Consider the following 22,949-nt stretch of genomic DNA (forward strand, 5'->3'; position numbering starts at 1 on the left):
AACAGGCTCTGCCTTTCACCAGGAAAAACAGAGCCTGAAACTTAACCAGCCATGCGGCTCGCTTCAAAGTAGCTGGCAAGGTAATGCTCAAGCACACCTGCAGCTTCCTTCGGCAGATGCAGTCCCAGCTTGGAACGCCGCCACAAAATATCATCAGCCGTGACCGCCCATTCCTGCTCAACCAGCCAGTTCACTTCGCAGGCATAAAGATCACCGCCAATATGCGCGCCCATCTCAGCACTGGTTTTCGCATACCCGAGGATCTTCACGGCATCAGAACCATAGGAGCGTACCAGACGATAAGCATGGTCATGCTCAAGGAACGGATAAGCTGATTTCAAAGAAGCAACCTTCGCACCAAAATCACCCGGCTCAAAGTCACCACCAGGCAAAACGCTATCTTTGGTCCAACTGTTCTTCTTGGCAGCCTGCGGCAGATAATCCGCCAGCTTCTCCAACGCATGCTCCGCCAGACGGCGGTATGTGGTGATCTTGCCACCAAACACGCTCAGTAATGGAGCCTTGCTCTCACCCTCATCCATCTCAAGAACATAATCGCGCGTCGCCGCACGCGCTTCGCTTGCACCATCATCATAAAGAGGACGCACACCGGAATAGGTTCGCACAACCATGTCCGGGGTCACTTCTTTAGAGAAGTACTCACTCACCGCGCTGCACAGATACGCAACTTCATCATCAGAACAGGAAACCCCTGCCGGATCATCCTGATAATCAACATCTGTGGTGCCGATCAGCGTGAAGTCATCCTCATAAGGGATCGCGAAGACAATACGGCCATCCGCATTCTGGAAAATGAAGCTGCGATCATGGCCAAACATCTTCGGTACAATGATATGGCTGCCCTTCACCAGACGCACATTCGCCTGACTGTTCAGGCCAATCGCGCCTTTCAAAACGTTAGACACCCAAGGCCCAGCCGCATTCACCAGCGCTTTGGCCTGCACCAGCTCGCTCTTGCCGCTCACGCTATCGCGAATTTCAATCTCCCAACCACCAGCGTTACGGGAGGCGCGGACAACTTCAGTGTTACGGCGAATTTCAGCACCACGTGCAGCGGCATCCCGCGCGTTCAGCACAACCAGACGCGCATCATTCACCCAGCAATCAGAATACTCAAAACCGCGCGTGAAAAGAGACTTCAAGCCATCATTAAACGGAGCACTGTCCAGCGGCACAGTCTTCGTTGCTGGCAAAAGCTTACGACCACCCAGATGGTCATACATGAACAGACCAAGACGCAGGAACCACGCCGGACGCAAGCCTTTATGGTGCGGAAGAATAAAGCGAAGCGGCCAGATGATATGCGGCGCCATGTTCAAAAGAACTTCGCGTTCCTTCAAAGCTTCACGAACAAGACGGAACTCATAATATTCCAGATACCGCAATCCGCCATGGATCAGCTTGGTCGAGGCCGAAGAAGTCGCGCTTGCAAAATCAGTCTTTTCCGCCAAAAAAACTGAAAGTCCACGACCAGAGGCATCCCGAGCAATGCCGCAGCCGTTGATCCCGCCCCCTATGACAAATAGATCATAGCTCTTACTCATGGTCTTGCTCATGACTGGCCCCTCAATGTCACGGTTCTCGCCAGTGAATCCGTGATAGCACGCATATTCATTACGCCGAACCTATTCGAATATTTTCGAAAGTCAACGAAACCTATTATCATATATATGTATTAAAACGAAACTCCCATAAGCAAGCAAAAAAAACGTCTGTTTGGCTTAATTCTCTCGTCCATTTGTTTAACATCGTGCAACAGCAAAAAGGCGCGTTCGTGATCAAAACGAACGCGCCTTTTTCATATGAAACCGAAACTGCATTGTTTCGGTGCCTGTTTCAACTCAAATCACATTAATTGGGACCATCGTCCGGCGGAATGTCCTCTCCCTCTCCACCAGAATTTTTGGTACCCTGTGCTTTTGTCTGCGCAGCTTTCTGCTCAACCTGAGGAACCTCCTCTGGCTTGCTGTCGCCTGCCACATGGTAGGTCACTTGCGGGAATGGAATATCAATGCCGCGCTCGTCAAACACGACCTTCAGATACTCATTATAAGCCCGCCCGATTGCCCACTGGCTGCCCGGCAAGGTTTTAATGCGCGCCCGAATATTGATGGCAGAGTCACCAAACGCCGTCACACCATGCATTTCCAACTCACCAAGGATCGCAACATTGTGCGGTGTTTCCTCCAATCGGCGGAAGGCTTCCTGCATGGCTTCTTTAGCGACTTCAATATCAGTGCCATACCCAACACCCATAACCGACACCGCATAAGCGAAGTCGCGGGTGGAGTTGGAAACGCTCGTCACAGAAGAGAATGGAATGATGTGCGATGTACCATTGAGATCACGCAGGCTCACGCTGCGAATGCTCAATCGCTCAACGGTCCCGGAAATACCACCAACCTCAACAAAGTCTCCTTCGTTCATCGCATTCTCAAGCTGAATAAAAGCACCAGTGATCACATCCTGCACCAGCTTTTGCGAACCAAACGAGACCGCCAGACCAACCACACCAGCACCAGCAATCAACGGAGCAATCTGAATGCCAAGCTCTGATAGAGCCAGCAGTGTGAACATCACAATCATTAAAATGGAAATTGCATTGCTGAACAGCTTGAACAGCGTCTTGGTCCGGCTGGAAACAACTTTCCCCTCCCGCTCAAGAATGCGCAGGTCAATCCAGGACATAATCGTCAGCCAGAGAGCAAACCCAATAAGGATGACAATGACAGCAGACATGATGGAGTTCGCAAAGGTAATACCGTCACCCGACCAGATCCACTGCCAGAAACTGCCAACACCCCAAACTTCCAGAACACCAACAATCACACAAAGACCCACGATAACCCGCAGCACCATGCAAACAGTCGGCAGGAAGGAGTTCAGGCGGCTTTCAAACGTAGGCAGCACATGATCCAGCGCATCATAAAGGTTCACCCCCTTCCGGATCACCCTCGTCAGCAACATCATGATGCCCAGCCCGATGAAGATGACAAGCAGGGACATAGCGCTGGTTCTGGCAATATAATTGATGGCATCAAGCGGCGTACGCAGCCATGCAACCATGATTGCAAACACATAAAGCAACGCTAGCAAATGCCAGCCAAAGCCGAGCGCCTTAAAGAGTTGAACTGAGAAGTTGGAGCCTCGAAAGCTCTCGGCATATCCGCGAATAGCGTGGCGGACCCGCATCCGTGACCGAAGAATAATCGTCACAAGATAAACAAGGCAAACAAGCACAACAGTGACCCGCACACTGCCCGCAAGCTGCGCAGATAAATTCACCCCAACCATCGGCACGGCCAAGCGAATGCCAAAGCCAAGGATCCCGACAATCATAATTAGGTGCCGCGACCAAAAAACAGCTTCCTGATCGGAAAATGGCAACAGGCGGAAGGCTGATCGATGCGGTGCAAACACAAACCGGATCACCACCCGCGACATCTCAATCAGGAAAAAGGCATTGATAGCAAACAACTCGACATTGTTGACGCTCTGAACCGTTGGGTCCGTCGAAAAAATGTAAGCCGACAGATAGCCAGCGCCAGACGCAACCCCAACAAACACGGCATCAAAACCGGAGGTAATCGCCAGCAGTCCAACACGGAAGAACAGCGGGTGCCGGTCTACTCTCTTCTCATACCGCCGCATATAAGCGGTTGATATCTTATGCAAAATAATCAGTACGATATACGCAGGCAACAGCACCCGGATGATGCTGAAAATGCCATCCAACAACCGCGAATGATCCACTTTAGACTGGCCATCCAGCAAGTCCTCATAACCGGATAGCCCTGTGATGATGAGCGTACCAAAGTCATAAAAACTCGAAACACCATCCTGCACATAAGTCCCGATCTGCGCCGCAATCGTTGCTTTGGCAGCCGGGTTTGCTGTGGCCGTGGATGCCCCGGAACCAGACGAGCCATTGGCCTGCTGCTCCTGCAAGATTTTGACAAGCGCCTCACGCCCTTTCGGGTCTTCAAGCACCTTGATCAGAGCTTGCTTGGCCTGCTGCACATCAGCCCCACCCTCAGCAGAAGTGGAGGAGGTTTGAGCCTGCGCAGTACTGGCAAAACTGAGAAAGAACGCAGCGAATGCCGCAATAAGAAACCGGAAAAGCATGGATCACCCAAAATGGAAACGAGCAAAATTCAAGCGAACACTATCGCTTTACACCATAAACGAGAAGATCCAGTGAAGACAAACCGACAAAATAACCCTGCGCAATCAGAGTTTTTGACAGAAGAAAGCATGCATGTGTTATCTGGCAACCCGCCCAACCATGAATGCAGCAGTAGCCGTTGAAAGGGTCGCAGCAGCGTAAAACCACAATCCCGGCAAAACCTGAGCACTGGCAAGCCCGCTTGTCTTGGCTGCAAAAATCACCAAGGCCACCAGCATCACATCCATCATGGACCACTTCCCAAGATAGCTGAGCGCCCGAAGCCACTTGCTGGATGACCGATGCAATGCGGAAATACCGAGTACGAGAATCTTCAGGGCAGGTAGAAAGACAGAAAACACAAAGACAAGTCCGGCAATTGAAACCTCACCACCTTCATAGAGCCCGCCAATCACCTGCAACAGGCTTGGCGTATCCTCCAGAAAATAAAGGCGCTCCATACTCAAGAGCGGCAATGTCAGCCCCAGACCGAACGAAAACGCGGCAAGTGGAATTAAAAACCCAAGTAAAACAGGCATAAAGGCTCCTGAAGCGTCTTCCCGAAAAGTGGACACTGCTCAGTTCTCAGCGCGAGACCTGGACGCAACAGCCTATAAATAAACATTGGTGAAATGAAAGCAACCACGAGGTATCGCACCGCGAACAGGCGCAGTGCGATCAATAAAGGATTATGAAGAGGTTAAGACCAGTTCGGGTTATCAGAGTATCAGGTCATTCCGTCTAAGAACGAGAGACACCCTCAACCTCGGGAAGAATTAGCGACGCGCCATCCGCCCCGCAATGTCGTCCATTCCGTCTTGTTCAATCGCATCCATGGCAGCACGTTGACGCATTTGGTCACGCTCATCCATCAACTCGATCTTTTTCAACTCGGAAACAGCGTCAGTCAGCTCGTCCTGCGCTTTCTCAAGCTGAGACTTCAATTCCTCAGTCGAGTGCTTCAGGTTATCTCGGCGCTGTGCAGCCGCGCGAGCGAAAGTCGGATACGCAAAATGGCTGATATCATCAATACCAACACGCTTTTGCTCCTGAACAATCTGGTTCTCCAGATCTTCAGCCATTCGATCAAAATCACTCAACATCGTTTCAATCTGAGTCACCTGACGGCGCTTCTCATCAACATTGAACTTCTTAAGCTTCAAAAGGCCTTCACGATTCTTCATACGCAATACTCCCTTTACCGGAGAGTGAGCTTACGCCTGAGTCATTTCCAAAAGATGAGCAAGCTGGAAATATCCCTCTTCAATTGTAGTTTTTTCCCCCTTCATTTGCCCCAAATACGCTTCAAGGGCGTCATTTTTGGCAATTGCCTCATCAACAAGGGGGTCTGCACCTTCTTTATAGGCACCCAGACGGATCAGTTCTTCCATGTCCGCATAAGCAGACATCAGCTGCTTGGCACGCCGGAGAATCGGTAAGGCTTCTTCAGGCACACAACGTGGCATGGTTCGACTGACGGATTTTAGCACGTTAATAGCCGGGTAGCGACCACGCTCTGCAATCCCGCGCTCCATAACAATGTGCCCATCCAGAATACCGCGAACAGCATCGGCCACAGGCTCATTATGGTTGTCGCCTTCCACCAGCACAGTAAAGAGAGCCGTCACTGCGCCTTTGCCAACAGCACCTGGTCCAGCCCGTTCCAGCAATTTCGGCAATTCAGTAAAGACGGTTGGCGTATACCCTTTAGAGGTCGGTGGCTCACCAACAGAAAGACCAATCTCACGCTGCGCCATGGCAAAGCGCGTAACAGAGTCCATCATACAAAGAACATTCTTGCCCTCATCACGGAAATATTCAGAGAGAGTAAGAGTGAGATAAGCCGCTTCCCGGCGCATCAAAACGCTTTCGTCAGACGTTGCGACAACAACAACAGATTTCGCCAGCCCCTCTTCGCCCAGATCATCCTCGATGAATTCCTGAACCTCACGTCCACGTTCACCGATAAGACCGATAACAGACACTTCTGTTTCCGCGTTACGTGCAAGCATGGACATAAGGACCGATTTACCCACGCCAGACCCGGCAAAAATACCGAGGCGCTGCCCCTGACAACACGTTACAAAACTATTAAGGGATCTCACACCCAAGTCGATCGGGCTCCCAACACGGGCTCGTTCTGCAGCCGGAGGTGGTGAATCACGTAATTTTCTCGGGATCGAACCGAATGGAAGAGGTCCTTTTCCATCGATCGGTTCGCCTAAAGCGTTAACAACACGCCCTAGCCAGGCACTCGATGGATGGACAATACTCTCGCGTGAAATCAGCTTTGCCTTGCTACCATGACGCACACCATCGAGCTCGCCAAATGGCATACAAAGCGCTCTTCCGTCTCGAAACCCGACGACTTCAGCTTGAATTGACGCTGCGTTCTCCCCTATTTCTATTAGTAGACGCGCGCCGACGCTCATGGCGTAAACAGGCCCTGCAACTTCAATCAGAAGTCCCTTAACTGCTTCTACTCTCCCGTAAATTTCGGTTGGGAGGCATGATTCGATTTCTGCAAAAAGCGAGTCCAAAACAGATTCCCTATTAATCATTTTCGTCGTTGGTAACCGATCGTTTACGCTTCTGCTTAATGTTATTGGGGAGACTTTGAATGGCGTATAGCCCTTTCAAGGAAACGAAGCGTCTAAACATGGCTTTCAGTAGCACTTGATTCGATTGAAAGCCAACCGGTCTCAAATTGGTGAACAGGAAAGGTTACACCCTTGAATTCTAGGTTGTACCCAGAGAACTGTTCTACGTGAGAGTAAAACGCTTGCGGTAGCGATTCGAGTTCTGTTAACCATAAACTCATTCAATTGAGTCGGGTTTATAGTATTCCTTCGCAACGGTTTGTGTTTTTGGGCCGGCGCGACTGCCCAGGAAAGGCAACACGAGGGGATTAACATGCGTGTATTGTTGATCGAGGACGATAGTGCTACTGCACAAAGCATTGAACTGATGCTCAAATCCGAGAACTTTAATGTCTACACGACAGATCTCGGCGAAGAAGGCATCGACCTCGGCAAACTGTATGATTATGATATTATCATGCTGGATCTGAACCTGCCGGACATGTCCGGTTATGAGGTACTGCGCACACTGCGAGTATCCAAGGTGAAGACACCTATTCTTATTCTGTCCGGTTTGGCTGGCATTGAAGACAAGGTCCGTGGCCTTGGGTTCGGCGCTGACGATTATATGACAAAGCCATTCCACAAGGACGAGCTGATTGCACGTATTCATGCAATTGTGCGTCGTTCTAAAGGTCATGCCCAGTCTGTTATTGTTACCGGCGACCTCACTGTAAACCTCGACACCAAAACTGTCGAAGTTGCAGGTCAGCGCGTACATCTGACTGGTAAAGAATATCAGATGCTAGAGCTTCTTTCCCTTCGTAAGGGCACAACCCTCACTAAGGAAATGTTCCTCAACCACCTCTACGGTGGCATGGACGAACCAGAGCTCAAAATTATCGATGTGTTTATTTGTAAGCTGCGCAAGAAGCTCGCTTCCGCAACAGCTGGCAAAAACTACATCGAAACAGTATGGGGCCGCGGATACGTTCTGCGCGAACCAGAAGAGAAAGCAGCTTAATAGCTTTATCAGCTGACTTTCAAAGAGTTTCAGTAGAAGCCCCCTTACAACCCTGATTGTAAGGGGGTTTTTTATGTGCGCTCCCCTTCGCATTATGCATCAGCAACACTTCCACTGTTTCAAGGAACAAGCCAGATGCAACCGTATGACGAAGGTTTCTACGACAACCAACAGGATGGCTCGCTGGCTTCAGCTAAAGAAATCCTTCCCATCGTCTTCCAACATCTGTCGCCAGAGAGCGTCATAGATTTTGGATGCGGTACCGGCAGCTGGCTTCTGGCAGCTACACAACTCGGTGCAAAAGAAATCCTCGGTTTGGACGGCGTATGGGTGCCTCAACCTTCCCTCCGCATACCCTCGGAAAACTTTGTTCAGGTTAATCTGGAAAAGCCAGAGAACATTCAAACAAAAAGACATTTTGACTTGGCCATGAGCCTTGAAGTGCTCGAACATCTGTCAAGCTCTGCAGCGCATACAGTCCTGGAGAAGATGACTGAAAGCGCAGACAATGTCTTGCTTTCCGTTGCCGTCCCAGAGCAAGGCGGTATCCATCATATCAACGAGCAACGGCAAAGCTATTGGGCGAAGCTGATGGAGGAGAAAGGGTTCTTCCCGATAGATATTGTCAGACCAGCGATATGGAACAACCCTAATGTGAGCGTCTGGTACAAGCAAAACGTCCTGCTGTACTCCAAAACCAATCATAAAGCGGCACAATCGACTTCCCCGCTCCCCCTCGATATCATTCACCCCGATCTTTACGAGAATACTGTCGCAGACCTAAGAGGCCGCGTAACAAAACTCAGATCAAAGCAGATCAAGAACAGGATCCGCCGAGCACTCGGAATGAAACCAAAACTCCCGCATTAACCCGAAAGAAGACACCCTTCTGATTCTTCTGTAACCATCTGAATTCAAAAGCACTTCCTCCTCAAATCGGCCAAAGCTTGCACTTTTGTGAAAGTAAGCGGAGGGTAGGTTCATCAAGCTTGATGACTTCCGAAACACATATGAGGATACGAAGATGCAATCTCTTGCAGAGCTGAGATCTATCGGGATCATCACAGCAACCAACGGGCAGTTCCAACTCAATATCCACCCGGAGTACACGCCAGCCCTCCTGCACCTGTCAGACTTTAGCCACGCACTCATCCTGTGGTGGGCAGATCAGGCAGCAACAGCACAAGACCGGAGCACTCTGCAGTTCCCAGCTCCATATGCCAAAACAAATCATGAGATCGGCACGTTTGCGTCAAGATCCCCTGCCCGTCCGAACCCAATCGGCCTCTCATCAGTTTCACTTTTGAACGTGGATGAGCAAAATGGTCTCATCACCGTCCCTTACATTGACGCAGAACCCGGCACGCCGCTGCTGGATATAAAGCCCTACTTCCCTGCTTCAGACAGGGTAGAAACCAGTCATGGACCAAACTGGTGCAAACACTGGCCGCAATCCTATGAAGCTTCAGCTGATTTCAACTGGGCAGCTGAGTTCACATAGTAAAGCCAACTGTTAGCCTCTGCGGTCTTAGTGGAGGCTAACAGGTAAAACACCTTCAATAACGCCTAAGTGTATTGCCCATGACCTGTCTTTGTTGCCATGGTACGGCCATGAGGCTTTTTATTCTTACATCTATTGTCATGGTCGCATTTGCCGCCAACTCAGTTCTGAATCGTCTGGCATTGGCAGACGGAGAGATTGGTCCATCTGCATTTGCCAGTATTCGCATTGTCGCTGGCGCACTCATGCTTCTGGCACTCATCTTCTTTCGAGGCGGCAACAAGCTCTCATTCTCAAAGCCCAACGTCACAGCAGTCCTTGCGCTGTGTGCCTACATTCTTGGCTTCTCGCATGCTTACATCTCACTTGATGCTGGCTTCGGTGCGCTTTTGCTCTTCGGCGCTGTGCAAATCACCATGTTCATCGGTGCGTTCATTCAGCGCGAAAACCTGACACTCCAGAAGTGGATCGGCGCAACGCTCGCATTCTCTGGCCTCATTTACCTTCTCTCCCCTTCAAACGCAGGCATAGATCCGCTTGGAGCAGGATTGATGACAATTGCCGCCATAGGCTGGGGAATTTATTCCATCATCGGCAGAGGCGCAGCAAACCCGCTCAAAGACACAGGAATGAACTTTCTCTACGGTGTGCCAATCATCTCATTGGCACTGTTTCTGTTTCCGGACACAACCACCATCACAGCTTCAGGCGTTCTCCTCGCCATCATCTCCGGTGCTATAACCTCCGGACTTGGCTACGCTCTCTGGTATGCAATCATTCCACAATTACAGACAAGCACGGCAGCAGTTGCTCAGCTCACCGTGCCAATCATCGCAACAGCCGGTGGAATTGTTTTCCTTGCAGAAGCCATCGATAGCCGCTTCATCATCGCCACCACATTGGTGCTCTGCGGTGTTGGGATTTCCGCCTACCGGAGAAAACCCAACACACCCTGACAATTACTCAGGCCTGTTCTGCTCATCCTCATGGCCAAGCTGTAGCTGATAAGTTGCAGGGACAAATCGGAAGCCCTCTCCCACGGCTTCAACAAAGCCCATGGCAGGGAACGGCATGTGGTAACCAATAAACGGAATGCGTTCTTCCGCAATCATCCCAAAGATACGCCGACGCGTTTCCGCCGCACGCGCTTTATCGATGTCAAACACGACACGCCAATCAGGATAGGCCAGTGACCATACAAAGTGGTTGGCTGTATCTGCCGTGAGCATCAGCTTGCGTCCATTGGCTTCAACCAAATACGCCATATGCCCCGGTGTATGGCCATAAGCCTCAACGGCGGTGATACCGGGAACAACTTCTCTACCCGGATCAATAAAGTCGAATTTATCTTTGAGAGGCAGCACATTTTCAGCAAAAACGCGAGCGCTTCCATTGGCGGCTGGACCAAGCTTTTCCCAGTAATTGAACTCAATCGGGCTCGTGACATACTTCGCATTTGCAAAAGTTGGGACACCGTTTTGCATCAACCCACCCGTATGGTCCGCATGCATGTGCGTCAGCACAACCACATCAATATCAGCTGGCCGGATGCCTGCTGTCGCAAGCGCCTTCAGTAAATTCCCACTTTGCGGCTGAGAAAGGACGCCTCGTCCCGTGTCAAACAAAATGAGTTTATCGCCTGTATTCACCAGAACCGGTGTGAAGAAACCTCGGAACTTGTTGGAGGAGATGAAGTGATCCTGGCTCGCTTTTTCAAACACCTCACTCGTCTGCTCCATACCAAACGTATCCTGCGGGTGCTCAGCAATAAAGGTGCCATCGAGCAAAGCGTAGACCTTGAACTCACCAAGCTGAAATTCAGTTGCTGGCGCACGCTGATTGGAGCTTTCTATCGGAGTTTCTGCAGCTGCCTCCAAACTCCGCATCCCTGTGGCAAGCAATCCACCAGCCCCCAGAGCAAGGGCACCTCGTCGGCTCAATTTCAAGAAATCACGAGAACTCATCACTCACACTCCATTAGCCTGACACACCACAAACAAAGGTGGTCAACAGTCACAAACTATCGGGAAACTCTAAGTATCGTTTGGAGAAATTTACTCGCATTGAACTTGAATTGCGACTGACGACAACCAGTCACATAGTAAATCTTCGTTCAAAAAAATGAGAGAGTCAGCTCGTACTTCCGAAAAACGGCTCCGGTTTTCAGATGAGAATACGCATAAAATAAAAAGTGAGAGCTTGGGGCTTGAATGTATATGAACGCAACAAAGCCTAAAGAAAAGGCCAGCAAATCTGCTGGCCTGTTTCATTTTGCATCCCTAAAACCGGGAACCACTTGCTAAGGCCTGAATGGTAGGCCGCGTTTTGGAAGGTGTGGTCGAAGGCTTCGCCGTAGAGCGTGAGAAGCTGGAGGAACCAGCCGGACGGCTTGCAGCCTGCTTTTTGCGGTATACACCACGCAGATTTGGATAGGGCTCAAAGCCATCCGTCAAACCAACCACAGTTTCCGCAGCACCAAGCACGAGGAAGCCATCATCTGGCAACTGCCGATAGATGCGGTTGAGCACATCAATCTTCGTTTGCTGATCGAAGTAGATCAGCACGTTACGGCAGAAGACAACGTCAAACTCACCAAGGTGGCTGAAGTTTTCCAGAAGGTTCAGCTTACGCCACTGCACCATAGCCCGGATTTCCGGAGCCATCTGCCACAGTTCGCCCTGCTGCGAGAAGTACTTCAACAGCATCTGAATAGGCAGACCACGCTGAACCTCGAACTGGCTGTAGATACCAGTACGGGCTTTTTCCAGCACTTCAGTGGAAATGTCAGTTCCCAGAATCTCGAAACGGAATGTACCGATCTTGGCCTTGTCTTCTTTCAGATACATGCTGAGAGAATAAGGCTCCTGACCCGTAGACGCCGCCGCACACCAGATGCGCGCACTCCGGCGTGTTTTGCGTGCCTCAAGCAAATGAGGAAGCATCACATTCCGGAAGTTCTCGAAAGGGCTCTTGTCACGGAAGAAGAATGACTCATTGGTTGTCATAGCTTCAACCACATCATTCTGCATAGACATGGAGCCGGGCTTGCTGATCGCAAGAATAAGCTCACTCAGTCCATTCAGGTTGTGACGTCGAGCAACTGGCATCAGTCGGCTTTCGACCAGATACTGCTTTTCATCAGAAAGAACGAGGCCGCTACGGGATTTCAGAAATTTCTTCAAGAAATCATATTCAGAAGTCATCATCGCGCGGCTCCTTTTAAGATACGCTTGACATGTGCACCAATCTGATCGAGAGGCACGATACCGCTGCAGTTCCCAGTACGGGCAGCAGCACCTGGCATTCCCCAGACAACACTGGAGGCCTCATCCTGCGCGATGACGCTACCGCCTTTACCAGCAATGACATTGACGCCACTTGCGCCATCACTACCCATGCCGGTTAAAACGAGTGCCAAACACGCGGTACCGAAAACTTCGGCTGCACTTTCAAAAAGTGGATCCACAGATGGCTTACAGAAATTGACGGGAGCTCCGTCTTCGAGCAACGAAACCGCCTGCCCGTTCTGCTTGCCGATTTTCAAATGAATTCCGCCTGGAGCGATATAAACGTGCCCAGGTTTCAATACATCCATGTGCTCAGCTTCTTTTGAAGGAAGCTGAAGTTGTTTATGTAAATGCTCTGCCAGAATTGTCGTGAACGTACGCGGCATATGCTGCGTAATCACAACAGGCACCTTCAGCAAACCATCGCGTGCATCTGTCAGCACACGCTGGAGCGCTTGTGGCCCTCCGGTAGAGCTGCCGATCACAAGAGCCCGTGGCACGACCGAAGAATACGGCTTGAGCGTTATCTCCTGCTTTCCAGCAGCATTTACCCCTGTCCCGCGAGGACGTCGCAACGCGGCGCGCGCTTCAGTTCTCTCAGTAAGGGCATCATTCCGTTTTTTGTGCGGATCATTGACGATCTCAGCACGCATTCTGCGAACAGGTTCTGCTGTCGTTCTGGTTCGCTTAACGCGCTTCCCACCGCGCCCAAGCAACCGCAATTTTTCCAGCAATTCTCTCTGAAACTCAACTGCACCAGCCGTTTGGCCAGTCGTTTCAGGCTTGGCGACATAATCGGTGGCACCAAGAGAAAGAGCCTTCAAACTCACTTCAGCATTCCGTCGCGTCAGCGTGGACGCCATCACAATGATAAGATCGCGTTTTTTCTCAAGAAGTTTAGGAAGAGCTGTCAGGCCATCCATCACGGGCATTTCAACATCCAGCACAACCACATCAGGGTTGCTGCGCTCAATGTCTTTTACAGCCAATTCGCCATTACGATGGGTTGCAGCAACTTCCAGCTCAGGATCAGCTTCAATCCATCTGCTGAAAAGCCCACGAATAACAACGGAATCGTCTACGACCATGACCCGGATAGGTGCCATCTGACCAGATCTCTCTGACTTCGGCTCCTCAACTTTTGCATACATGCCCAGCCGGCCCATATCCATTACTTAGACCAATCCAACTTCCTGAAATTTCGCTGATAGAATCTCCCGATCAAACGGTTTCATGATGTATTCGTTCGCGCCGGCCCGGATAGCCTTGGTAATATGAGCAACATCGTTTTCTGTCGTACAGAAAACAACAATTGGGTCTTCCCCACCGTCTTCCTCACGAAGCTTGGCCAAAAACTCCAGCCCGTCCATGACAGGCATATTCCAGTCCAACAGAACCGCATCCGGCATTGACGCTTTACAAGCATCAAGTGCCTTCTGTCCGTCCTCGGCCTCGGTGATTTCAAATCCAATGTCCTCCAGAATGCGGCGGGCCACTTTGCGGATTACGCTGGAATCGTCAACAACCAGACACTTTTTCATTAAATCGGCTCTCTCGCTTCGAAGGTATGCTTTACGCAGCTTTAGGTTCAATCAGGGAGCTGAGCAGACGGTCCACGTCAAGAACCACCATCAATCGCCCGTCCAGACGATGAACCCCGCCAGAAATTTCGGCCCAACGGAAATCAAGGTTGGATGGGTTTGCTTCCATCTCGTTTCTTGGCAAGTTGAGTACCTCTCCTACGGCATCAATAACAAGGCCATAGGACTCCCCTTTGTACTCAATACCAACAGCCATCATGCCTTGGTCAGCATCATTTGGCTTGAGATGAAGCTTACGACGCATATTGATAGCAGTCACAATGCGTCCACGCAGGTTCAACACTCCTTCCACTTCAGGCGGAGCCAAAGGAACCTGCGTTACTTTTTCAGGCACAAAAACATCATGCACCTGCGAAATTGGCAGACCGAACAACTGGCTGCCAATCACAACAGTCACATACTGGATGTGATCGGCACTGCCCTGACGGTTGTCATCACCGTCGACTGTGGTGAGTTTATGAGCGGTCATGCTGCAACCCCGAATTCATTGGTCAAAACATCTTTGAGCGCTGCCAACAGACCAGGACGGTCAAACTTGGCCACATAGTCATCGAACCCGGCCTGACGGCCTTTTTCGATAGAAGCCGGCGTCACAACAGCAGAAAGCGCGATGATTGGCATATGACGGAAGCGGGTATCACGGCGCAGGCTCTCACAGAACTCATAGCCACTGATGTCCGGCATTTCGATATCAGTCACAATCGCAGCAAAGTCGGTGCCTTTTTCCATCAACTCGTAGCCACTTTGGGCACTGGAGCAAACAGTAACATCGTAACCAGCAGCTTTCAGAACAGGTGTCAGCATGTTGCGGAAGAAGGCACTGTCATCGAGGAAGAGAAGTTTTCTCACCTTTGTGGTCGTATCAATTTCCTTGCGCATGAACCAGTCATCAAAGGCCAATGGCAGGTAATGGCCAAGGTCAATAACTTCAGTTGCACGCTCGCGAATGATTGCAGAACCAAGTACACCCTGACGCTCAGATACCACTTCGATTGTCATCCGGTCTTCAACAATGTCTACGATCTGATCAACAACCAGACCCATTGAACGACCATTGTCAGAGAACACCAGCATCGGCTGAGTTCCCTCAGACTTATGACGATCACCCTCATTTACGTAGACCAACGGCATCAGCGAACCACGGTACTGCACCAGATCACGGCCATTGGAGTGTTCGATCTTGTTAACATCGAATTCTTCAAGGCGTGTCACCAGCGACAGCGGCACAGCTTTCGGCTCTTCAGAACCAGCACGGAACAGCAGCAGTGAAATTGGAGCATCAGCGTCAATCACATGAGCTTCCGCATTTTCGTACTCATCTTCAACTGTATCGCTCAGAGTGCCAGAAGCATGGCTTGCCATTGCACTTGCAACACCGTTCGGATCAATGATCATGATCACAGAACCATCACCGAGAATGGTATTACCGGAGAACATGTTGATGTTGCGGAGCATGGAAGACATTGGCTTCACAACAATCTCTTCAGTGTGGAACACCCCATCAACAACAACACCGAAGGACTGGCTACCAACCTGCATCACAACGATAAAGCCGTTGTCTTCATCAAGGTCAGCCTCTTCAGTCTGACCAAGCAGTTCCGACATATGCACCAGTGGCAACAGCTTACTGCGCAAGCGCAGAACAGGCCGGTCTTTAAGCCGCTCGATGCGATGTTCAGAGTTGGACTGAACACGAACCAGTTCAACAACGGACAGCTGTGGGATCGCATAACGGTCACCACCAGCTTCCACGATCAACGTGGAGACAATGGCAAGTGTCAGCGGGATCTTGATGATGAAGCTGGAACCGCGACCTGGTGTCGAGCGCAGATCGATAGAGCCACCAATCAGCTCAACGTTGTTGCGCACAACATCCATACCAACGCCACGACCAGACACACTGGTCACGTTAGTCGCGGTAGAGAAGCCTGCAGCAAAGATGAACTTGTAGATCTGATGATCTACCATCTTTTCAAGTTCAGCTTCGGTGGTCACACCATTCTTAAGCGCTTTTTCCTTGATCTTCTCAAGGTTCAGACCACGACCATCATCCTTCACTTCGATGATGATATGTCCGCCTTCATGATAAGCAGAAAGGGTGATGTTACCCTTCTCAGGCTTACCAGCAGCCACACGATCTGCAGGATCTTCCAGACCGTGGTCGGCAGAGTTGCGGATCATATGTGTCAGCGGATCTTTGATGAGTTCCAGAACCTGACGATCAAGCTCTGTTTCCGCACCAATCATCTCAAGACCGATAGGCTTATCGAGTTCCTGAGAGAGATCGCGAACAATACGTGGAAGCTTCTGCCATGCATTCCCAATTGGCTGCATGCGGGTCTTCATGACCCCTTCCTGCAACTCACCGGTAACGTTGGACAGACGCTGAAGTGGAACTTTGAATTCGCTGTCTTCATGACGACGAACAATTTCCAGAAGCTGGTTGCGTGTCAGCACCAGTTCAGAAACCATCGTCATCAGATGTTCCAAAGTCTCAACATTCACACGAATAGACTGGTTGGAAACACCCTGACTGGATGCCTTCCCCTTCGCGCTTGGGTTCTTCGGCTTGGCAACTTCTTTCTGAGAAGTCTTCGCTTCCGAAAAATTAGGAGCAGCAGTGCCATCTTCCTCAGTTTCTTCTTCAACTGCAGGCAGCTCAATCTCAACTTCAGCTTCCTGGAAAGCACGTTCAAGATCATCAAGAGAAACTTCACCAGGACGCAGAGGCCGCTCCAGCACCTGATAGATGTCGGTACCGACTTCTTCCTCAGCAGCTTTTTCTTCCGCCATCGCTGCCGCCATTTCGTCAGCCATGTCGTCATTGTCAGCGCTTAAGGAAAGGCGTTCCAGCTCATCAATCAAATCACGGTCCGTGCCATCAGGCTCAGCACCGTTAGCAGCCTCAAGATCCGCAAGAATATCTTTAATGCGATCAATAGAAGCGAGGACAAGTGTTACCGCTTCGTGTGTCACAGGAACACCGTCGCGGAACTTGCCCATCAGGGTTTCAGCAGCATGAGCAATCGCTTCCAGACGCGGCAGGCCCAAAAACCCACAGGTGCCTTTGATTGTATGCACTAACCTGAAAATGTTATTTAGAATGGTGGCGTTATTCGGCTCTTGCTCGAACTTCACCAACTCAACATCTACAACATCCAGGCTTTCATTGGTCTCAGTGAGAAACTCTCTGAGAAGATCGTCCATGGCCCGCACCCACTCAATGCTTAGGGGAGCCTCAAAAACCGAGACTCCTAAATTTCACTAAGGTTGAGTGTTAAGCGAAACGGTTAACATAGGTTGAAAGATTGTAAGATTCATCCAACCTACAATAACTGGTTGTTTTTGACAGAGGATCAGACAGACTCTGAAACTTGAGTATTTGCCTTGCATATGACGGCATCACCGTCTTTCAGGAGCTCGATATTTAAACCCGCTTCACCTGCCAACAAAACCGCATAGATCGGTTGAACAGTGTGGGCATCAATGCGTTCTGGCTCCTGACCGGAAAGAATCTCACTTACAACCTGAGGGATTCGCGCATTCGTTCCTTCAGCTTTAAGGAGAAAGTTCGGAACACCCTCATCCCCTTCCATACTGATGGTAATGGTACCACCCCGTGGAACACACTGATTCATGAGCAGCAGCAGGTTCAAAATCAGTTTAACCTGATTCTTAGGCAGAAGCAGGCGTGGCATAGTCCACTCCAGATTCGCCTTTTCATTGCTCATGTATCCAGTCGCTACTTCTTGCGCATCGCCCAGATCAATTGAAGCACCGGCAGATCCGGCAGCGCCAAAAGCAAGACGGGCAAACTGAAGTTTTGCAGAAGCCTGACGCGCTGACTTGCGGATGAGATCCATCGCAAAGTCTGCCATGTCCTCATTGCCTTCTTCATCCAGCACTTCCAGACCGTTCGTGATCGCCCCGACTGGTGAAATGATGTCGTGGCACACACGGCTTGCGACGAGTGCGGCAAGATCAAGAGATGACAAATCTTTAAATACTGACATAACCGCTCCAGAACTTTGGCCAATAGGCCCTATGATTGATTCGAGATGTGGCGAAAAAGGTACAATCCTGCTGGTTTAATTCCAAGCTGGACATCATTGATATGGACCGCATTTTACATCGCGTGCACGACTTTGTGCCTTCGCGAGCAAACTCTCTGGTGCTGTCAGAAACAAAGCCCGGTGTTCACGGCTCTGAAACAGCAATAATCGCTGGTTATAAACAAGGTAGATTTTCGCCAATCCCTCAGCTCGGTAGCCTTGCGCAAGTGAGAGAGCATCGCATCCCTGAAATAATGGGGCATAGACCTCCGGAGCATGCCGAAAAGCGTCTCGGTTGCCCTCATTGGAAAATGCCCAAACCCGTCCACCCCAGGACAGCGTCAGGTCTTCACGCCCCTTTTCAGGAGTTTCAGAGACCTGATAGGTCACGGGATCACACATGGAGAGCGTGTAGGTGAACCGCTCTTGCGCACCTGCAAAAACTGAGGTGGCACACAAAAAAACGATAGAACTCCATAGAATTTTGCCCGTTCGCGCAAATTTTCTGTAGAAAACCTCAGAAATCATGGGAATGTCCATCCAGAGTCCGAATCACCTGCATTAACTAAACGAGCAAGTTCGACAACTGATACAAAAATTCATGACTGCAGGCCAACGGGATGTACATCATTTACCCAGCTATACCGTGATTAACCACTAGGTAGATGTAAGACACTATAACTTGTTGTACCTAAAAGTTGCACTATGCCCTTAACATTTGAATTGCTCTGAACAATCCAAATTCTCGGGTTTCTTAGAAGGAGACGTTGGCATGATGACGAGCCTGTTCGCCAATCTGCGCAACAAAGCTGCAATCGTCCTTTGCGCCAGTTTCGCACTGCTGGCGCTCAATACACATTCATTTGCGCAATCATCCGTTGATCAGTCGCGATACCACCAAAAAGATATCATCACGGCAGGTGGCGAATTTTTCGGTTCCATCTCCACCGGCCTCGCAAAGGTTGTTGAGCGCGCAGTTCAGCAGTACGGCGAACCAAACGGTTATATCCTGGGGCAGGAAGGCTCAGCAGCGTTCTTCGCAGGCGCTGCTTATGGCGAAGGTACACTGTACACCCGCAACGCTGGCAACCATCAGATCTTCTGGCAAGGTCCATCCCTGGGCTTTGATGTTGGCGGTGACGGCGCCCGCGTTATGATGCTGGTCTACGATCTGCCAAGTGTCGATGCCATCTATCGCCGCTATGTTGGTGCTAAGGGCTCAGCCTACCTTGTCGGCGGCTTCGGCATGCAGGTTCTGTCCAACAACGATATCTTCGTTGTGCCTGTTCGTGCAGGCGTTGGCGCTCGCCTTGGCCTCAACATGGGCTATTTGAAATTTACTAGGAAGCCAACATGGAATCCTTTCTGATATAACTAACCCTGCGTTAGTTATATTTTGGCAAGTTAGTGTGTGAGAGAATGCGCTTAAGTCTGCAGCAGTCCCTCACACCGTTCAACAGATCAGGCATAGTTTGTGATTGAAATTGCACTATACATTGCACTGGGTTTCTTCCTCGCGAGCATTCTAGCGCTCGCCGCCCTCCCCTTTATATGGGGCCGTGCTGTACGCCTCACGCGGAAAGCGATTGAGACGTCTAACCCCATAAGCTATGCCCGTGCCACAATGGCAAAAGACGCGTTACGCGCTCAACATGCCATTGCGATCCGTCAGATGGAGGTGCGCCTCGAAGGGATGACGGAAAAACTCGCTGAGAACGCATCTGCCCGTTCAGCAGCTGAAGCCCAACTTGCAGAGCTCAAAGAAGAGCTCAGCGTTGTTCAGCTCAAATCGGCCCGCGAGCGGAAGAACATGGCTCAGAAAGCAACACGCTTCCTCCGCCGTAGAAATCCATCCGAGCCGATCCCGTTTTCTGCAGATGATCGCATCACGACAGAACCGGAAGCAAAAGTTCAGGATGAAGCTGCCGCACAAACTGCAGATCAGGCCACGTCCGCTGAAATCATCCAACTCAGCAAACAGGCTGCTGCGGATAAAACACGTGAGCTGGATGCAGAGCTGAAAGAAGAAGAAGTTGCCACCAAACCGATAGGTCCAATCGATACCTCGGACCTACAGGACATGGACAACCCGCTGGCAGAACTGGCAACGCAGATCTCCCAGCAAGTTTCGGAAATGACTGCTGAGTCTGAAACCAAACATCAGCCAACATCTCCAGCAGAAGCCGCCGAACTGGCCTCACGGTCTTTCACAAAACTGAAGAGCCGTTATGGTTCGCTGGAACGAGAGCGCGATAACCTAAAGCACGCGCTTCAACTCGAAAAAGCGGCAAATGAAAAAACTGCCAAGCGCAGCACTAGGAATCCGAACATTAAAACGCCCGAGCCTATGAAAAGCCTAGAAAACGATCTGGACGAAGCAAAAAAAACCATCGAGCAGCTGACAAAGCAGCTTGAGGAAAGAGCAAACAGTTCCTCTAAGATCGAAGAAGCCGTCGATCTGCGCAATGAACTGAAAGATCTGGCGGCTCAGATCACAGCGAAGGCAATCTCGGAAAACCCACCACTCTCTGAAAAGTACGACGAAGTCCTGAACGATCTCAGTACGATCGCCGCAGGTGCTCAAAAGACAGACGCACCAAAGCCGAAACCGACACGTGCCAAGCGCGCTACAGCAAAGCCTCGCACCCGTAAGCCAGCTGCCACAAGTAAGACAGCCGCATCAAAAAGCACTCCAGCTGCAAAGGCCGATGATGCAGCACCCGCGCCTCAGTCCGATAAAAACCTGGCGGAGCGTATCGCAGACGCTAGAAAAACCGGAAGCTCAAGCGGTTAAACCCAAACAACTTGATCCAAAGACAAAGGCGCCTTTTTTTGTTTTCTTTCAGATCAATCCCGTTTTACGGATAAGAATACGAGGACAATATAGAGTTGGAGCTTGATGTGTGAATGCGCATGAACTCGACGTGCTCTATACAGCTCCAAGCAGAGGCTTAAGCCTCCGTTGTACTTCGTGAGCCATTGCCCGGCTCACTCTGAACCTTACCAGCCACTTCTACCAATCGCACCTCATTTTCAGCCAACAGCTGCCGATAGTCCTGCGAAACCAGAGTGTCTGTCACAAACGTATCCACCTGAGCAATATGGCCGATGCGGACAGGCGCCGAACGCTCGAACTTTGTCTGATCAGCCACCAGAATAACGTGCCGCGCGTTCTCAATGATCGCCTGTGCCACACGCACCTCACGATAATCATAATCCAGAAGCGCTCCGTCACGATCCAGAGCAGATACACCGATCACAGCATAATCAACCTTAAACTGGCGAATAAAATCTGCTGCAGCCTCACCAACAATACCGCCGTCAGTCGCACGCACCAGTCCACCAGAAATGATGACCTCATTTTCTGAGAACGGGCGCAGCGTACTCGCTACATTAAGGTTATTGGTAATGATCATCAGGCCACTGCGCTGGATAAGTGCCCGCGCAACCGCCTCTGTGGTCGTTCCGATATTCACAAACAAAGAAGCTCGATCCGGGATTAGATCCGCTGCCGCCTGCCCGATAATCTCTTTTTCTTTGCCTGCCAGATCTTTACGAGCAGAGTAGCCAAGGTTTTCAACGCCAAATGCCAAAAGTGCGCCACCATGCACACGGGTCAGCAATCCTTGGTCACTCAACTCTTTCAGGTCTTTACGTATTGTCTGAGGAGACACAGAAAACCGTGTGGCAAGTTCATCAACTTCCACCTTCCCGGTCTCTCGGGCAATATCAAGAATAGAGTTGTGGCGCGAAACCAGCATCATGAAACAAGTCCGATAATTTTTTTGTACATTGCCATCAGTCTATAATCTGCGATGTTTCACAGTACTATAGCCAAAAGCACAGAAGCATCCAGACGACTATTAGATGAGTTCAAAACAAAAGTCCTCTTGCCTCTGCTCCCCTACTCTTAGTACTAATACGTCACAAAAAGGGGACAAGCTGCAACTTTTTCCATCTTTGTCATGATACCGCCCAAAGAAGCCCGTTAAAGCTCACGCGGATCAATACACTGTCTTATCAAAGTTCAGCTAAAAAAGCGAAGAGGGACAAACTGTGACTCGCGTAATGGAACGGCCACACAGTGCCAATAGGTTTGCTGGCAAGAAACCGGCTGCACTGAAAAGCAAACTCCAGACTGCTGAGGCTCGCGTCGAAGTTCTTGATGACATCGATGCCCTGAAAGAAATTAATGCTCAACTCAGCGAAAGTCTGGCAAAAACCGTTAGCAATGAATCTCAGACAGACGAAAAACTCTGGGCTGATGTTGACGGGGACAAAGAAGACCATCACCTGGGTGCAGGACTAAACGGCCGCTGGTTCTAAATCACGTCCCAAGACTGCTTGCTGCAAAACACCAATTCGCAATCTCGAAGTGCTGCATCCCCCCATCTAGGGGAACCAAGACCACATCTTCTTCTTTGCAAAATCGCGGATCATATAGCTCAGATACAACGCATACGTCGTGAGGAAAACTCTGCGCGCAGATTTATCAAAGATGTATTGAGGAGATAAGAAGTGGTACGCCCAAGGGGAATCGAACCCCTGTTTCCGCCGTGAAAGGGCGGCGTCCTAACCGCTAGACGATGGGCGCTCACAAAGTGAGAGAACTCTTTCAAGCTCTGCCTTCGAGCAGATAACCACTCGGCATTGAGAAGACAACTATGGTACGCCCAAGGGGAATCGAACCCCTGTTTCCGCCGTGAAAGGGCGGCGTCC

General features: G+C 50.4%; 21 protein-coding genes and 2 tRNA genes (1 of these 23 cut by a window edge). 7 read left to right on the plus strand and 16 right to left on the minus strand.

Annotation, left to right across the window (positions count from 1 at the left end; genetic code table 11):
* Window positions 1-41: 41 nt before the first annotated feature.
* The 5 genes from glpD to fliI all read right to left on the minus strand — a co-directional run bounded on the left by glpD (window position 42) and on the right by fliI (window position 6,726).
* A complete protein-coding gene (glpD, locus tag PsW64_RS22125) occupies window positions 42-1,565 on the minus strand; it encodes a glycerol-3-phosphate dehydrogenase (RefSeq protein WP_063305104.1) in 1,524 nt (507 codons plus the stop codon).
* 307 nt (window positions 1,566-1,872) lie between these two features.
* Window positions 1,873-4,146: a mechanosensitive ion channel domain-containing protein gene (locus PsW64_RS22130; protein ID WP_063305027.1), complete on the minus strand. Its 2,274-nt coding sequence runs from the start codon at window positions 4,144-4,146 to the stop codon at window positions 1,873-1,875.
* A gap of 138 nt (window positions 4,147-4,284) precedes the next feature.
* Window positions 4,285-4,725 carry a paraquat-inducible protein A gene (locus PsW64_RS22135; RefSeq protein WP_063305028.1) on the minus strand — a complete coding sequence of 147 codons (441 nt, stop codon included), beginning with the start codon at window positions 4,723-4,725 and terminating at the stop codon, window positions 4,285-4,287.
* Window positions 4,726-4,962: 237 nt separating this feature from the next.
* On the minus strand, window positions 4,963-5,370 hold the full coding sequence (gene fliJ, locus PsW64_RS22140) for a flagellar export protein FliJ (RefSeq protein WP_057461950.1): 408 nt from the start codon (window positions 5,368-5,370) through the stop codon (window positions 4,963-4,965).
* 30 nt (window positions 5,371-5,400) lie between these two features.
* On the minus strand, window positions 5,401-6,726 hold the full coding sequence (gene fliI, locus PsW64_RS22145; protein ID WP_063290411.1) for a flagellar protein export ATPase FliI: 1,326 nt from the start codon (window positions 6,724-6,726) through the stop codon (window positions 5,401-5,403).
* Between the two features lie 373 nt (window positions 6,727-7,099).
* Between fliI and ctrA the strand changes: the two genes are divergently transcribed.
* From ctrA to PsW64_RS22165, 4 genes are all read left to right on the plus strand, one after another.
* Window positions 7,100-7,789 (plus strand): response regulator transcription factor CtrA, encoded by a 690-nt coding sequence (ctrA, locus tag PsW64_RS22150; RefSeq protein ID WP_008551652.1) that lies wholly within the window; start codon window positions 7,100-7,102, stop codon window positions 7,787-7,789.
* A gap of 135 nt (window positions 7,790-7,924) precedes the next feature.
* Window positions 7,925-8,659 (plus strand): class I SAM-dependent methyltransferase, encoded by a 735-nt coding sequence (locus PsW64_RS22155; RefSeq protein WP_063305029.1) that lies wholly within the window; start codon window positions 7,925-7,927, stop codon window positions 8,657-8,659.
* Between the two features lie 154 nt (window positions 8,660-8,813).
* Window positions 8,814-9,290 carry an SAM-dependent methyltransferase gene (locus tag PsW64_RS22160; RefSeq protein WP_063305030.1) on the plus strand — a complete coding sequence of 159 codons (477 nt, stop codon included), beginning with the start codon at window positions 8,814-8,816 and terminating at the stop codon, window positions 9,288-9,290.
* A gap of 110 nt (window positions 9,291-9,400) precedes the next feature.
* Entirely contained in the window at window positions 9,401-10,246 is an 846-nt protein-coding gene (locus PsW64_RS22165) for a DMT family transporter (protein ID WP_082831190.1), read from the plus strand.
* Between the two features lie 3 nt (window positions 10,247-10,249).
* On the opposite strand, the gene PsW64_RS22170 is transcribed toward PsW64_RS22165, so the two are convergent.
* The 8 genes from PsW64_RS22170 to PsW64_RS22205 form a co-directional block, all read right to left on the minus strand.
* Window positions 10,250-11,254, minus strand: a complete 1,005-nt coding sequence (locus PsW64_RS22170) for an MBL fold metallo-hydrolase (protein WP_057461953.1) — start codon at window positions 11,252-11,254, stop codon at window positions 10,250-10,252.
* A 315-nt stretch (window positions 11,255-11,569) separates the two neighbouring features.
* Window positions 11,570-12,496: a CheR family methyltransferase gene (locus PsW64_RS22175; RefSeq protein ID WP_057461954.1), complete on the minus strand. Its 927-nt coding sequence runs from the start codon at window positions 12,494-12,496 to the stop codon at window positions 11,570-11,572.
* Complete coding sequence (locus PsW64_RS22180) at window positions 12,493-13,749, minus strand: protein-glutamate methylesterase/protein-glutamine glutaminase (protein ID WP_063291548.1); 1,257 nt, start codon at window positions 13,747-13,749, stop codon at window positions 12,493-12,495. The genes PsW64_RS22175 and PsW64_RS22180 overlap by 4 nt, the downstream gene beginning before the upstream one ends.
* 3 nt (window positions 13,750-13,752) lie before the next feature.
* The gene (locus tag PsW64_RS22185) at window positions 13,753-14,118 is read right to left on the minus strand and encodes a response regulator (RefSeq protein ID WP_057461955.1); all 366 of its coding nucleotides are present in this window, start codon (window positions 14,116-14,118) and stop codon (window positions 13,753-13,755) included.
* 31 nt (window positions 14,119-14,149) lie between these two features.
* Window positions 14,150-14,647: a chemotaxis protein CheW gene (locus PsW64_RS22190; RefSeq protein ID WP_057461956.1), complete on the minus strand. Its 498-nt coding sequence runs from the start codon at window positions 14,645-14,647 to the stop codon at window positions 14,150-14,152.
* A complete protein-coding gene (locus tag PsW64_RS22195) occupies window positions 14,644-17,385 on the minus strand; it encodes a hybrid sensor histidine kinase/response regulator (RefSeq protein WP_063305032.1) in 2,742 nt (913 codons plus the stop codon). The genes PsW64_RS22190 and PsW64_RS22195 overlap by 4 nt, the downstream gene beginning before the upstream one ends.
* 149 nt (window positions 17,386-17,534) lie before the next feature.
* Window positions 17,535-18,191, minus strand: a complete 657-nt coding sequence (gene chpT, locus PsW64_RS22200; RefSeq protein WP_063305033.1) for a histidine phosphotransferase ChpT — start codon at window positions 18,189-18,191, stop codon at window positions 17,535-17,537.
* A 93-nt stretch (window positions 18,192-18,284) separates the two neighbouring features.
* Window positions 18,285-18,689 carry a hypothetical protein gene (locus tag PsW64_RS22205; RefSeq protein WP_208980962.1) on the minus strand — a complete coding sequence of 135 codons (405 nt, stop codon included), beginning with the start codon at window positions 18,687-18,689 and terminating at the stop codon, window positions 18,285-18,287.
* Between the two features lie 313 nt (window positions 18,690-19,002).
* Here PsW64_RS22205 and PsW64_RS22210 point away from each other — a divergent pair, with 313 nt between their 5' ends.
* The gene (locus PsW64_RS22210; RefSeq protein ID WP_108819076.1) at window positions 19,003-19,599 is read left to right on the plus strand and encodes a DUF1134 domain-containing protein; all 597 of its coding nucleotides are present in this window, start codon (window positions 19,003-19,005) and stop codon (window positions 19,597-19,599) included.
* 105 nt (window positions 19,600-19,704) lie between these two features.
* Window positions 19,705-21,024, plus strand: a complete 1,320-nt coding sequence (locus PsW64_RS22215; protein ID WP_063305035.1) for a hypothetical protein — start codon at window positions 19,705-19,707, stop codon at window positions 21,022-21,024.
* Between the two features lie 157 nt (window positions 21,025-21,181).
* Here PsW64_RS22215 and PsW64_RS22220 read toward each other — a convergent pair whose 3' ends face one another.
* Complete coding sequence (locus tag PsW64_RS22220) at window positions 21,182-21,994, minus strand: DeoR/GlpR family DNA-binding transcription regulator (protein ID WP_063290202.1); 813 nt, start codon at window positions 21,992-21,994, stop codon at window positions 21,182-21,184.
* Between the two features lie 304 nt (window positions 21,995-22,298).
* On the opposite strand from PsW64_RS22220, the gene PsW64_RS22225 reads away from it, so the two are divergent.
* Window positions 22,299-22,556, plus strand: coding sequence for a hypothetical protein (locus PsW64_RS22225; RefSeq protein ID WP_063305036.1), 258 nt, complete (start codon window positions 22,299-22,301; stop codon window positions 22,554-22,556).
* Window positions 22,557-22,749: 193 nt separating this feature from the next.
* Here the strand turns inward: PsW64_RS22225 and PsW64_RS22230 are convergent.
* Together PsW64_RS22230 and PsW64_RS22235 are read right to left on the minus strand one after the other, a co-directional pair.
* A tRNA-Glu gene (locus PsW64_RS22230) sits at window positions 22,750-22,824 on the minus strand.
* 71 nt (window positions 22,825-22,895) lie between these two features.
* A tRNA-Glu gene (locus PsW64_RS22235) sits at window positions 22,896-22,949 on the minus strand; it runs 34 nt beyond the window's last position.

Source organism: Pseudovibrio sp. W64, assembly GCF_001623145.1.
In the GTDB taxonomy this organism is placed as follows: Bacteria; Pseudomonadota; Alphaproteobacteria; order Rhizobiales; family Stappiaceae; genus Pseudovibrio.